Here is a 13,303-nt window from a genome sequence, read left to right on the forward strand (position 1 = left end):
GCGGGCGGGGGCCCGCCACTCCCCCGTGACCGGGTCGCCCTCGGCGGCCGTGGGGCCGGTGGCCGGGAGGGGGGCGGCGAGCAGCGCCTCCACGTCGGCGACGGCCCGCGCGGGGTCGAAGGGTTCGCCGTACCGTGCGGTCACCGCGCGCCCTCCGCGGCCGGCGGCCGGCCCTCCAGGACCGCCTTGAGCCCGTCCGTCAGGTCCTGGGCGGACGGGGCCGAGTCGGCGTCCATCAGCCACTGGACCATCACCCCGGCGAGCAGCGCCTGGCAGAAGAGGCCGGCCACGCGGGCCTTCTCCGGCTCGGTCTCCGGGTCGATGCCCATCATGGTCTCGGCGAGGCCGTCGCGGCCGGCGCGCTGGGGTCCGGCCAGGGCCTTCTGGAGTTCCGGGTCGGAGTCGATGCGGGAGATGACCTCCATCTGGAGCTGCCAGACGGCGCGGGTCTGCTCGTAGCTGCCGATCACCCGCTCCCAGGTCTCGCGGAACTGGTCGAGCGGGGCCGCGGGGATCTCCGGCTCCCCCTCGCACTCGTCGTCGTCCCGGGTGAGGTTCTCGCCCCACTCCTCGGTCAGCGTGATGAAGGCGAGGTTGAGGAGTGCCTCCTTGGAGCCGTAGTGGTAGCCGATGGAGGCGAGGTTCGTGCCCGAGGCGGCCACGATGTCGCGCGCCGTGGTGCGCGCGTACCCCTTCTCCAGCAGGCAGCGCTTGGCGCCTTCGAGCAGATCCTCACGGTGTCCCATGACAGCAGCGTACCCGGCATGCAGACGTTTGTGTAAGACGGACGTCTACATACCGGGTACGGGGCCGCGGCGGGCGGAGGGTCAGCCGGCGAGGTTCACCGAGCGGGCCGACGTGGCCCCGATCTCCGAGGAGATCTCGGCCAGCACGGCCGGCGGGACGTCGTCGTCGACGGTGAGGACGACCAGCGCCTCGCCGCCCACGTCGGCGCGGGAGACCTGCATGCCCGCGATGTTCAGACCGGCCTCGCCGAGGATGCGGCCGACGGTGCCGACGACGCCGGGGCGGTCGTCGTAGCGCAGGACGAGCATGTGGTCGGCGAGCGCCAGGTCCACGTCGTGCTCACCGATGGCGACGATCTTCTGGAGGTGCTTGGGACCGGCCAGCGTGCCGGAGACGGCGACCTCCTGGCCGTCGGCCAGGGTGCCCCGGACGGTGACCACGTTGCGGTGCTCGGCCGACTCGGAGCTGGTGGTGAGGCGGACCTCGACGCCGCGCTCCTGGGCGAACAGCGGGGCGTTCACGTAGGAGACGGTCTCGTCCACGACGTCCTCGAACACGCCCTTGAGCGCGGAGAGTTCGAGCACCTTGACGTCGTGCTGGGTGATCTCGCCGTACACCTCGACGTCGAGGCGGGCGGCCACCTCGCCGGCCAGCGCGGTGAAGATGCGGCCCAGCTTCTCGGCGAGCGGCAGACCGGGGCGCACGTCCTCGGCGATCACACCGCCCTGGACGTTGACCGCGTCCGGCACCAGCTCGCCGGCGAGCGCGAGGCGCACCGACCTGGCGACGGCGATGCCGGCCTTCTCCTGGGCCTCGTCCGTGGAGGCGCCGAGGTGCGGGGTGCAGACGACCTGGTCGAACTGGAACAGCGGGGAGTCCGTGCAGGGCTCCTTCGCGTACACGTCGAGACCGGCGCCGGCGACGCGGCCCTCCTTGAGCGCGGAGGCCAGCGCCTCCTCGTCCACGATGCCGCCGCGCGCGGCGTTGACGATGCGCACGGTGGGCTTCACCTTGTGCAGCGCCTCGTCGCCGATGAGGCCGAGCGTCTCGGGGGTCTTGGGCAGGTGCACCGTGATGAAGTCGGAGACCTCAAGCAGCTCGTCCAGCGAGAGGAGCTTGACGCCCATCTGCGCGGCGCGCGCGGGCTGCACGTAGGGGTCGTAGGCGACGATCTTCATGCCGAAGGCGGACATGCGCTGGGCGACCAGGACGCCGATGCGGCCGAGGCCGACGACGCCGAGGGTCTTCTCGCTCAGCTCGACGCCGGTGTACTTCGAGCGCTTCCACTCGCCGTTCTTGAGGGCGGTGTTGGCCTGGGGGATGTGGCGCGCGGTGGCCACGAGCAGACCGCAGGCCAGCTCGGCGGCGGTGACGATGTTGGAGGTCGGCGCGTTCACGACCATGACGCCGGCCTTGGTGGCGGCGGAGACGTCCACGTTGTCCAGACCGACGCCGGCGCGGGCGACGACCTTGAGCTTCTGCGCGGCGGCGATGGCCTCGGCGTCGACCTTGGTGGCGGAGCGCACCAGGATGGCGTCGACGTCGGCGATGGCCGGGATCAGCTCGGCGCGGTCCGCGCCGTTGCAGTGCCGGATCTCGAAGTCCGGGCCCAGGGCGTCCACCGTGGCGGGCGACAGCTCTTCAGCGATGAGTACGACAGGTTTCGAGCTCACGTGAGTCCTCACAGATCCAGTGCGGACGGCCGTCCCGACGGCCGCAGGCGTGGAGGGGCTTGCCGCGTGGAAGACGCACGACACTGTGGGCCTGACGCGTGTATGGGGAGCAGTGTAGTCCTGCGCGGGGACGCCGTCCGCGCTCCGCGAAAAGATCACCCGCACGAGACCCGGCGACGTGTACGCACGTACGACACCGCCCCTTCGAGCGGTGGGGGGTTCCGGGGGACGGGCCGTGGCCCGCCCCCCGGAACGGGGTGTTACGCGTCCTCGTCGTTGACCCAGCTCATGAGCTTGCGCAGCTCACGGCCCGTGGTCTCCAGCAGGTGGTCCGCGTCGGCCTTCTTGTACTCGTTGTACTTGGGCAGGCCGTTGTGGTACTCGGCCATCCAGTTCTTGGCGAAGGTGCCGTCCTGGATCTCCGCGAGGACCTTCTTCATCTCGGCCTTGGTGGCGTCCGTGATGATGCGCGGGCCGGTGACGTAGTCGCCCCACTCGGCGGTCTCCGAGATGGACCAGCGCATCTTCTCCAGGCCGCCCTCGTACATGAGGTCGACGATGAGCTTCAGCTCGTGCAGGCACTCGAAGTACGCGATCTCCGGCTGGTAGCCGGCCTCGGTCAGCGTCTCGAAACCGGCCTTCACCAGGGCGGCGGTACCACCGCAGAGAACGGCCTGCTCGCCGAAGAGGTCGGTCTCGGTCTCCTCGGTGAAGGTCGTCTTGATGACGCCGGCCCGGGTGCCGCCGATGCCCTTGGCGTACGAGAGGGCGAGCGCCAGGCCGTTGCCCGAGGCGTCCTGCTCGACGGCCACGATGCACGGGACGCCGCGGCCCTCCTCGTACTGGCGGCGGACCAGGTGGCCCGGGCCCTTGGGGGCGACCATGCAGACGTCCACGTCGGCCGGCGGCTTGATGAAGTCGAAGCGGATGTTCAGGCCGTGGCCGAAGAACAGCGCGTCGCCCTTCTTGAGGTTGTCCTTGATGGACTCCTCGTAGACCTTGGCCTGGATCGGGTCCGGGACGAGGATCATGATGACGTCGGCCTCGGCGGCGGCCTCCGCCGGCGTCACCACGCGCAGGCCCTGCTCCTCGGCCTTCGCCTTGGACGAGGAACCCTCGTGCAGACCGACACGGACGTCGACACCCGAGTCACGCAGCGACAGCGCGTGGGCGTGGCCCTGGCTGCCGTAGCCGATGACCGCGACCTTGCGGCCCTGGATGATGGACAGGTCGGCATCGTCGTCGTAGAACAGCTCGGCCACTGGGTCTTCTCCTTGGTGTGCAGGTGTTGCGTCCCACCGTACGGCGGGGTGCGTCAGATACGTTTCGGGGTCTCGCCATACGAGCGGCGCGGCGGGCCCGGAGGGGGTTACGCCGTACGGTCCAGGGCGCGCAGCGAACGGTCGGTGATCGAACGCGCGCCACGCCCTATGGCGATGGTGCCGGACTGGACGAGCTCCTTGATGCCGTACTGCTCCAGCATCTTGAGCATCGCCTCCAGCTTGTCGGCGCCGCCGGTCGCCTCGATCGTGACGGCCTCGGGCGAGACGTCGACGGTCTTGGCGCGGAACAGCTGGACGATCTCGACGATCTGGGAGCGGGTCTCGTTGTCGGCGCGGACCTTCACCAGGACGAGCTCGCGCTGGATCGCAGCGGTGGGCTCGAGTTCGACGATCTTCAGGACGTTGACCAGCTTGTTGAGCTGCTTGGTCACCTGCTCCAGGGGCAGGTCCTCGACATTCACGACGATGGTGATGCGGGAGATGTCGGGGTGTTCGGTGGTACCGACCGCGAGCGAGTCGATGTTGAAGCCGCGGCGGGAGAACAGGGCGGTGATCCGGGCCAGGACACCGGGCTTGTTCTCGACCAGGACGGAGAGCGTGTGCTTGGTGGACATGGAGGTCGTCTCTCTCTGTCTCTCAGTCGTCTTCGTTGTCGCCGAAGTCGGGGCGGACGCCGCGCGCGGCCATGACCTCGTCGTTGGAGGTGCCGGCGGCGACCATCGGCCACACCATGGCGTCCTCGTGGACGATGAAGTCGATGACGACCGGGCGGTCGTTGATCGCGTTGGCCTCGGCGATGACCTTGTCCAGGTCGGCCGGGTCCTCGCAGCGGATCGCGTGGCAGCCCATGGCCTCGGAGAGCTTCACGAAGTCGGGCACCCGGGTGCCCTTCGCCGCATTGCCGTCCGTGTCGGCGCCGGAGTGGAGCACGGTGTTGGAGTACCGCTGGTTGTAGAACAGGGTCTGCCACTGGCGGACCATCCCGAGCGCGCCGTTGTTGATGACGGCGATCTTGACCGGGATGTTGTTCAGGGCGCAGGTGGTCAGTTCCTGATTGGTCATCTGGAAACAGCCGTCGCCGTCGATCGCCCAGACCGTGCGGTCCGGCATGCCGGCCTTGGCGCCCATCGCGGCGGGCACCGCGTAGCCCATGGTCCCGGCGCCGCCGGAGTTCAGCCAGGTGGCGGGCTGCTCGTACTGGATGAAGTGCGAGGCCCACATCTGGTGCTGGCCGACGCCCGCGGCGAAGATCGTGTCCGGCGGGGCCAGTTCGCCGATGCGCTGGATGACCTGCTGCGGCGAGAGGCTGCCGTCCTCCGGCAGGTCGTAGCCGAGCGGGTAGGTCGCGCGCCAGCGGTCGAGGTCCTTCCACCAGGACGCGTACCCCGTCCGGGCGGCCTCGCCGGTGGTGCCCTCGGTGTGCTCGGCCTGGACGGCCTGGACGAGGTCGGCGATGACCTCGCGGGCGTCCCCGACGATCGGGACGTCGGCGGCGCGGTTCTTGCCGATCTCCGCCGGGTCGATGTCGGCGTGGACGACCTTGGCGAACGGGGCGAAGCTGTCCAGCTTGCCGGTGACGCGGTCGTCGAAGCGGGCGCCGAGGGCGACGATCAGGTCGGCCTTCTGGAGCGCGGTGACGGCGGTGACCGAACCGTGCATCCCGGGCATTCCCACGTGCAGCGGGTGGCTGTCGGGGAAGGAGCCGAGCGCCATCAGGGTGGTGGTGACGGGCGCCTTGGTCAGCTCGGCCAGCACCTTGAGTTCGGCGGTGGCCCCGGCCTTCATGACGCCGCCGCCCACGTACAGCACCGGGCGCTTGGCCTGGACGATGAGCTTGGCTGCCTCGCGGATCTGCTTGGCGTGCGGCTTGGTCACCGGGCGGTAGCCGGGCAGGTCCATGACCGGCGGCCAGCTGAAGGTGGTCTTCGCCTGGAGGGCGTCCTTGGCGATGTCGACCAGGACCGGGCCGGGCCGGCCGGTGGCGGCGATGTGGAACGCCTCGGCGATGGTGTGCGGGATGTCCTCGGCCTTGGTGACCAGGAAGTTGTGCTTCGTGATCGGCATCGTGATGCCGCAGATGTCCGCCTCCTGGAAGGCGTCCGTGCCGATGGCCGCGGAGGCCACCTGGCCGGTGATGGCGACGATCGGCACCGAGTCCAGGTAGGCGTCGGCGATCGGGGTGACCAGGTTGGTGGCGCCGGGGCCCGAGGTGGCCATGCAGACGCCGACCCGGCCGGTGGCCTGGGCGTAGCCGGTGGCCGCGTGACCGGCACCCTGCTCGTGGCGGACCAGGACGTGACGGACGCGCTTGGAGTCCATCATCGGGTCGTACGCCGGAAGGATGGCGCCGCCGGGAATGCCGAATACCGTGTCGGCCCCCACCTCCTCGAGGGAGCGGATGAGGGACTGCGCGCCCGTGACGTGTTCGACGGAAGCGGCGGACGATCCGCCGGTACGGGCTCGCGGCTGGGGATGGTGGGCCCCTGTGGCCTGCTCGGTCATCGGCATTCTCTTCTCGAAGCTGAGTTATGCGAGTGTTTTACGACGTTTTGCCTGGTCCGGTGCAACAAAAAACCCCTCGTGCCGTGAGGCAAGCGAGGGGAGCGCGCCGGTGCGGTCCGCAGGGAGTCATGGAGGACCCTGCTTCAGCCGACGCGCTTTCCAAGTACGAGAATTCGGGTGCGCATGGCTCTGACCCTCTCTCCGACGCACGCGGAGTGTCAAGTGGGTGGGACAGGTGTCTCACCATGTGAACCGGTGAGCGAAGGGAGCGAGCCACCCGCGAGGACCGGCTGGGCGGGCACCCCGCCGGGCACGGGAAACGTCCTGCGGGCCAGGGCGCGGCGCAGCCGGTACTCGTCGAGCGGGCCCGAGAAGGCGGCGCCCTGGCCGTGCGTGCAGCCCATGGCGCGCAGCGCGAGGACCTGCTCCGGCACGTCCACCCCGTCGGCGACGGACTGCATGCCGAGGTCGCAGGCGATCCGCAGCAGCCCGCTGGTGATCTTGTGCAGCCGGGCGGACTCGACGACGCCCTCGACCAGACCGCGGTCCAGTTTCAGCACGTCGATCGGGAGCCGGCGCAGGGCGTTGATCGCGGCGTAGCCGCTGCCGAAGCCGTCGAGCGCGATCCGTACGCCGAGGCGGCGCAGGGCGGCCAGGCGCTGCTCCAGCTCCTCGAAGGGGACGCGCGGGTCGCTGTCGGCGACCTCGATCATGAGCGAGGCGGACGGCAGCCCGTACCGCGTCAGCAGGGCCTCGACGGACCCGGACGGGAAGCCCCGGTCGAGCAGCCGGCGGGCCGGGAGGCGGACGCACACCGGCACCTGGTGGCCCGCCCGGGCCCGGTCGGCGGCCTGCTCGACGGCCTCCTCCAGGAGCCAGCGGCCCAGCTCGGCGCTGCGGTCGCCGTCCTCCGCGATGCGCAGGAACTCGGCGGGGGTGAACAGGATGCCCTGGGCGGAGCGCCAGCGGGCCTGCGCGGCGACGGCCGCGACCGTGCCGGTGGCCAGGTGCACCACGGGCTGGTGGAGCAGGGCGAACTCGCCGTCGCGCAGGGCGCCGCGCAGCCGGGTGGCCAGTTCGGAGCGGCGGGCCACGTCGGCCTGCATCTGCGGGGCGTAGAGCTGGACGCGGTTCTTGCCGCCGGCCTTGGCGCGGTACATGGCGAGGTCCGCGTTGCGCATGAGGTCGTTGGGGGTGATGCCGGGTTCGGCGAAGGCGACGCCGATGGAGGCGGTGACCCGGACCTCGCCGTCGCCGATGCGGTACGGCTCGGAGAGCGTGAGGCGCAGCCGGTCCGCGATCTCGTGCACCTGGCACTCGCGGGCGTCCTGCCCCCGGCCGCCGTCGCCGGTGATGAGGGCGGCGAACTCGTCGCCGCCGAGGCGGGCGGCGGTGTCCCCGGCCCGGACGGACTCCTGGAGGCGGCGGGCGGCCTGGACGAGCAGTTCGTCGCCCGCCTGGTGGCCGAGGCGGTCGTTGGCCGCCTTGAAGCCGTCGAGGTCGATGAAGAGCACGGCGGTGCCCGCGTCCCCGGCGCGGCGGCCGGCCAGGGCCTGGCGGACGCGGGCGGTGAACAGGGCGCGGTTGGGCAGGTCGGTGAGCGGGTCGTGCTCGGCGTTGTGCTGCAACTGGGCCTGGAGGCGGACGCGTTCGGTGACGTCCCGGCTGTTGAGGATGAGGCCGCCCTGGTGGCGGTTGACGGTGGACTCGACGTTGAGCCAGTCGCCGGAGCCGGAGCGGAAGCGGCACTCGATGCGGGTGGTGGGTTCCTCGCCGGGCGGGGCGGCGAGGAACCGGCGCACCTCGTGGACGACCCGGCCCAGGTCGTCGGGGTGGATGAGCGAGGACAGCTCGGCGCCGACCAGCTCCTCCGCGTCGCGCCCGTAGACACCGGCGGCGGCCGGGCTGACGTAGCGCAGGACGCCGCTGGGGGCGGCGATCATGATGACGTCGCTGGAGCCCTGGACCAGGGAGCGGAAGTGGTTCTCCTTCTGGGCCAGTTCCTGGGTGAGGGCGATGTTGTCGACGAGCATGATGCCCTGCCGGACGACGAGCGCGAGCACCACCGTGCAGCCGGTGAGGACGACGACGCGGTCCACCCGGCGGCCCTCGATGACGTTGTACAGGATGCCAAGGGTGCAGACGGCGGCGGCGAGGTACGGGGTGAGGGCGGCCAGCGAGCCCGCGATGGGGCGGCTGGTGGTGCGCGAGGGCTCCGGGTCCTCGTCCGGGACGGTGCGGTCCGCGTGGCGGGCGGCACCCCAGGGGGCGTAGGCGAGGAGCAGCGAGCCGGCGAACCAGCCGGCGTCGAGCAACTGGCCGGAGTGGTAGGTCTGGCGCAGCAGGGGCGAGGTGAACAGGGCGTCGCACAGGACGGTCAGGGCGAGCGCGGCGATGGCGGTGTTCACGGCGGCGCGGTTGACGCTGGTGCGCCGGAAGTGCAGCGCGAGCACCATGGAGACGAGCACGATGTCGAGCAGCGGATAGGCGAGGGTGAGCGCGGCGCGGGCCACGCTGTCGCCCTCGGCGTCCGCGACGTGCGCGGTGTGGGCGAGGGCCAGGCTCCAGGACAGGGTGAGGAGCGAGCCGCCGATCAGCCAGGAGTCCAGGGCGAGGCAGACCCAGCCGGCGCGGGTGACGGGCCGTTTGGCGAGGACCAGCAGGCCGACGATGGCGGGCGGCGCGAAGCAGAGGAAGAAGACGTCGGCGACGGACGGGCTGGGTACCGGCACCCGGCGCACGCACTCGTACCAGCCCCAGACGGCGTTGCCGCAGGAGGCCATCAGCGAGGAGAGCGAGAACAGCAGCCAGGCGGGCCGGAAGCGGAGGTCGGCGGCGCGGGCGAAGCGGAAGCAGGAGACGGCGGCGGCGAGCGCGGCGGCGCTGAGGCCGAAGTCCCCCATGAACAGCGCCAGCCGGTCGGAGCCCCAGCCGGTGGCCGCGCCCACGGCGTAGCCGGCGCAGACGAGGCCGAGGACGAACTGCGGGAGCAGCGCGGAGGAGCGTCCGGCCCGGAGCTGCCGGACGAGGAGCGCGCCGCGGGTGCCCGCCGGGGCGCTCACCGCGGCCCTCCCCCGGCTTCCGGCCGGTTGCCGCGTCCGCTCACCGGGCCTTCCGGCCGGCGCCGTCCGTCGCGTCGTGTCCGGTCGTTCGCCCCTCGGCCGTCCATCGCCCGTCGCCCCCTCGCGTGTGGCTGGCTCCCCGGCGCCGTCCCTGACACGGCGCAGCACCCCTTTCGGGACGATACACCAGACTCGTCACTCAGGGACATAGCTTCTCTACTCTCCGTGACTGACCGGGAGGTTGTGGCCACGGAGGGCGTCCGGGGGTGCCCGGTGCGTGCTCAGCCGGTGGTGCGGACCACGTTCTCCAGCGGCCGGCCCGCGGCGAAGCGGGTGAGCTGACCGGCGATCAGCCGCTTGGCGCGCGGCAGGAACGCGGAGGTACTGCCGCCGACGTGCGGGGTGATCAGCACGTTCGGAGCATGCCAGAGGGGGTGGCCGGACGGCAGCGGTTCCGGGTCGGTGACGTCGAGGGCGGCGTGCAGCCGGCCGGACGCCAGTTCGGCCAGCAGGGCCTCGGTGTCGACGACGGGGCCGCGGGCGACGTTGACCAGGAGGGCCCCGTCGCGCATCGCGGCGAGGAAGTCCGCGCCCGCCAGGCCCTGGGTGGAGGGGTTCAGCGGGGTGGCCAGGACGACGACGTCGGCCTCCGGCAGCAGGGCCGGCAGATCGTCGATCGCGTGTACGGGGCCGCGCGCTGTGGTCCGGGCGGAGCGCGCGACGCGTGCGACCCGCGCGCACTCGAAAGGCGCGAGCCGGTCCTCGATGGCCGCGCCGATCGAGCCGTACCCCACGATGAGGACGGACTTGTCGGCGAGCGCCGGGTAGAAGCCGGAGCGCCACTCCTCGTCGTCCTGGCCGTGCACGAAGCCGGGGAACCCGCGCAGCGAGGCCAGGATCAGCGCCAGGGTCAGTTCGGCGGTGGACGCCTCGTGGACGCCCTTGGCGTTGCACAGCCGTACCCCGGCGGGCAGCTGGGCGAGGCCGGGTTCGACGTGGTCGATGCCGGCCGAGAGCGTCTGCACGACCTGGACCCCGCGCATCAGCGGCAGCGGCCGGACCGCGGCGTCCAGGCCCTTCATGTAGGGGACGACGTAGTAGGCGCAGTCGGCGGGATCGGCCGGGTACTCCTGCGCGCCGTCGTAGAAGTGGTAGGTCAGCCCCTCCGGCAGCCCTTCGATCTCGTCCGCGCGCAGCGGCAGCCAGACCTCGGGGACGGGGGCGGAATGCGTGGTGGGAGTCATGCCCAGGAGGCTATGCGAAGCCCTCCGGGGCGCAGAGGTTAGTTTTGGGGGCGGTGCGAGGAAGGGTTACGGGAGTTGGAGCGCAGGAGTCTCGGGGCGGCGGCGCTCGCCGTGGGTGCGGTCGGTCTCGGCTGCATGCCGATGAGCTGGGCGTACAGCGCGTCCCAGCAGCGCGGGGACCGCGCGCTGCGGGCGGTGCACGCCGCGCTCGACGCGGGGGTCGATCTGCTCGACACCGCCGACATGTACGGCCCGTTCACCAATGAGCTGCTGGTGGGGCGGGCCCTGAAGGGGCGGCGGGAGCGGGGGTTCGTGTCCACCAAGTGCGGTCTGCTGGTGGGTGATCAGCACATCGTGGCCAATGGCAGGCCCGGCTATGTGCGGCGGGCGTGCGACGCCTCGCTGCGGCGGCTGCAGACCGACGTGATCGACCTGTACCAGCTGCACCGCGCCGACCCGGAGGTGCCCGTCGAGGAGACCTGGGGCGCGATGGCGGAGCTGGTGGGCGCGGGCAAGGTCCGGGCGCTGGGGCTGTGCGCGGTCGGGGCGCGGGCGGCCCGCCGGCCCGGGGCGCGGACGCATGACGGAACGATCCGCCAGCTGGAGCGGGTGCAGCAGGTCTTCCCGGTCAGCGCGGTGCAGGCGGAGCTGTCGGTGTGGTCGCCGCAGGCGCTGGAGTCGCTGCTGCCGTGGTGCGCCGACCGGGGCGTGGGCTTCCTGGCCGCGATGCCGCTGGGCAGCGGGTTCCTGACGGGGACGCTGACGCCCGGTCAGGGTTTCGAGCCGGAGGACCTGCGGGCCCGGCACCCCCGGTTCACGGCCGAGGTGATGGCGGCGAACCAGCCGCTCGTGGTGGGGCTGCGCCGGGTCGCCGAACGGCACGGGGCGACGCCCGCGCAGGTGGCCCTGGCCTGGGTGCTGCACCAGGGCCCCCAGGTGGTGCCGGTGCCGGGCACCAAGCGGGAGCGGTGGGCGGTGGAGAACGCGGGCGCGGCGGGGCTGGTCCTGACGGCGCGTGACCTGGCGGAGCTGGACCGGCTGCCGGCGCCGCAGGAGTCCTGGGACTGAGCGCGGGCGCGCCGGTCCCCGATGTGGGAAAGCGGTCCGGTTCGGGGCGGGGCGCGGTGTAAGAACAGGGGACAGGCGGCCGTCGAAGGGATCGGTGCGGTGTTGGGATCAGTGCAGGAGCCGGTGGGGCGTCGGACGGCCCCCGGCGGGGGTGTCCGGGGGGCGCGGCGGGGCGCGGTGGCGGTGCTGGCGGCCGGTGCCCTGCTGCTCACCGCCGGGTGCACCTCGCAGGAGGGCATGGAGAGTTCGGCGGGCCAGGGCGGGCGTTCCCCGGCGCACTCCCCCTCCGCCTCCCCCGGCAAGTCCGCGTCCGCGTCACCGTCACCGTCCGCCTCGCGCACCCCGGCCGGCCGGCCGCCGGCCAAGGGCGCGGTCGAGGTGGTGTCCACGGTCACCGAGGGGCTGAACTCCCCGTGGGGCCTGGCCGCGCTGCCCGGCGGCGACCTGCTGGTGGGCTCCCGCGACAAGGGGACGATCACCCGGGTCGACGCGGACAGCGGCGAGAAGAAGGTCATCGGCACGGTGCCCGGGGTCGCGCCGGAGGGCGAGGGCGGGCTGCTCGGCATCGCCCTCTCCCCGGACTTCGGCGCGGACCATCTGGTGTACGCGTACTTCACCACCGCGTCCGACAACCGCATCGCCCGCATGATCTACGACGAGAAGGCCTCCACGCCGGGCCAGTCGCTCGGCGCCCCGGACACGATCCTGCGGGGCATCCCCAAGGGCGCGATCCACAACGGCGGGCGGATCGCCTTCGGCCCGGACGGCATGCTGTACGCGGGCACCGGCGAGACGGGCGACGGCGACCGCGCCCGGGACGAGGACTCGCTGGCCGGGAAGATCCTGCGGATGACGCCGGACGGCGAGCCGCTGCACGGCAACCCGGAGGCCGACTCCGTGGTGTATTCGTACGGGCACCGCAACGTGCAGGGACTCGCCTGGGACGCGGACAAGCGGCTGTGGGCCTCCGAGTTCGGCCAGGACACCTGGGACGAGCTGAACCTCATCGAGCCGGGCGGCGACTACGGCTGGCCGGACGCCGAGGGCGTGGCGCACGAGAAGGGCTTCAACGACCCGGTCGCCCAGTGGAAGACCTCCGAGGCGTCACCGAGCGGCATCGCCTACGTCAAGGGGTCCGTCTGGATGGCCGGGCTGCGGGGCGAGCGGCTGTGGCGGATCCCGCTGTCCCGCGAGGGCGGGGCGGCCCAGGAGCCGCTGGCGGCCCCGCAGGCGTTCCTGGAGGGCCAGTACGGCCGGCTGCGCACGGTGCTCGCGGCGGGCGGCGACCGGATGTGGCTGGTCACCAGCGAGACGGACGGCCGGGGCACCCCGAAGTCCGGCGACGACCGCATCCTGCTGCTCCGGGTGCGGTAGGACGGCCGGGGCGGATCACCGGGACTCAGGTACCGGGTAGAGGCGCAGCCGGTGGGCCAGGGCGGCGGCCTCGCCGCGGCCCGCGACGCCCAGCTTGGCCAGGATGTTGGAGACGTGCACGCTCGCGGTCTTGGGCGAGATGTACAGCTCCTCCGCGATGCGGCGGTTGGTGAACCCGGCGGCCACCAGCCGGTGCACGTCCTGTTCGCGCGGGGTCAGCCCGAAGGACTCCACGGCGGCGGCCGCGGCCCGCAGCTGCTCCTCGGAGGGGTCGCGGGCCGGGGGCTGCCCCGGGGCGCCGGGCTCGTCCGGGACCAGGGCGGCGGCGGGGATCTCCTCGGCGGGGCGGG

Annotated in this window: 10 protein-coding genes; 2 read left to right on the top strand and 8 right to left on the bottom strand. The window is 72.3% G+C overall.

Annotated elements, in window-relative coordinates:
- Positions 1–140: 140 nt before the first annotated feature.
- The 7 genes from MHW47_RS22030 to MHW47_RS22060 form a co-directional block, all read right to left on the bottom strand.
- Positions 141–746 carry a TetR/AcrR family transcriptional regulator gene (locus tag MHW47_RS22030; RefSeq protein WP_239225516.1) on the bottom strand — a complete coding sequence of 202 codons (606 nt, stop codon included), beginning with the start codon at positions 744–746 and terminating at the stop codon, positions 141–143.
- Positions 747–827: 81 nt separating this feature from the next.
- A complete protein-coding gene (gene serA / locus MHW47_RS22035; protein ID WP_239225517.1) occupies positions 828–2,420 on the bottom strand; it encodes a phosphoglycerate dehydrogenase in 1,593 nt (530 codons plus the stop codon).
- Between the two features lie 260 nt (positions 2,421–2,680).
- Positions 2,681–3,682, bottom strand: coding sequence for a ketol-acid reductoisomerase (gene ilvC / locus MHW47_RS22040; protein ID WP_239225518.1), 1,002 nt, complete (start codon positions 3,680–3,682; stop codon positions 2,681–2,683).
- A 107-nt stretch (positions 3,683–3,789) separates the two neighbouring features.
- A complete protein-coding gene (gene ilvN, locus MHW47_RS22045; RefSeq protein ID WP_239225519.1) occupies positions 3,790–4,317 on the bottom strand; it encodes an acetolactate synthase small subunit in 528 nt (175 codons plus the stop codon).
- A 22-nt stretch (positions 4,318–4,339) separates the two neighbouring features.
- Entirely contained in the window at positions 4,340–6,211 is a 1,872-nt protein-coding gene (locus tag MHW47_RS22050; protein ID WP_239225520.1) for an acetolactate synthase large subunit, read from the bottom strand.
- Between the two features lie 212 nt (positions 6,212–6,423).
- Positions 6,424–9,267 (bottom strand): EAL domain-containing protein, encoded by a 2,844-nt coding sequence (locus MHW47_RS22055; protein ID WP_239225521.1) that lies wholly within the window; start codon positions 9,265–9,267, stop codon positions 6,424–6,426.
- 281 nt (positions 9,268–9,548) lie between these two features.
- Positions 9,549–10,511 carry a 2-hydroxyacid dehydrogenase gene (locus tag MHW47_RS22060; protein ID WP_239225522.1) on the bottom strand — a complete coding sequence of 321 codons (963 nt, stop codon included), beginning with the start codon at positions 10,509–10,511 and terminating at the stop codon, positions 9,549–9,551.
- 111 nt (positions 10,512–10,622) lie between these two features.
- Between MHW47_RS22060 and MHW47_RS22065 the strand changes: the two genes are divergently transcribed.
- Both MHW47_RS22065 and MHW47_RS22070 read left to right on the top strand, forming a co-directional pair.
- On the top strand, positions 10,623–11,579 hold the full coding sequence (locus tag MHW47_RS22065) for an aldo/keto reductase (protein WP_239225524.1): 957 nt from the start codon (positions 10,623–10,625) through the stop codon (positions 11,577–11,579).
- Positions 11,580–11,756: 177 nt separating this feature from the next.
- A complete protein-coding gene (locus MHW47_RS22070; protein ID WP_239225525.1) occupies positions 11,757–12,953 on the top strand; it encodes a sorbosone dehydrogenase family protein in 1,197 nt (398 codons plus the stop codon).
- 15 nt (positions 12,954–12,968) lie between these two features.
- Here the strand turns inward: MHW47_RS22070 and MHW47_RS22075 are convergent.
- Positions 12,969–13,303: response regulator transcription factor (locus MHW47_RS22075; protein ID WP_239225523.1), on the bottom strand; the 335-nt coding region annotated here is incomplete at its 5' end.

The organism is Streptomyces sp. OfavH-34-F, assembly GCF_022347745.1.
GTDB lineage: Bacteria > Actinomycetota > Actinomycetes > Streptomycetales > Streptomycetaceae > Streptomyces.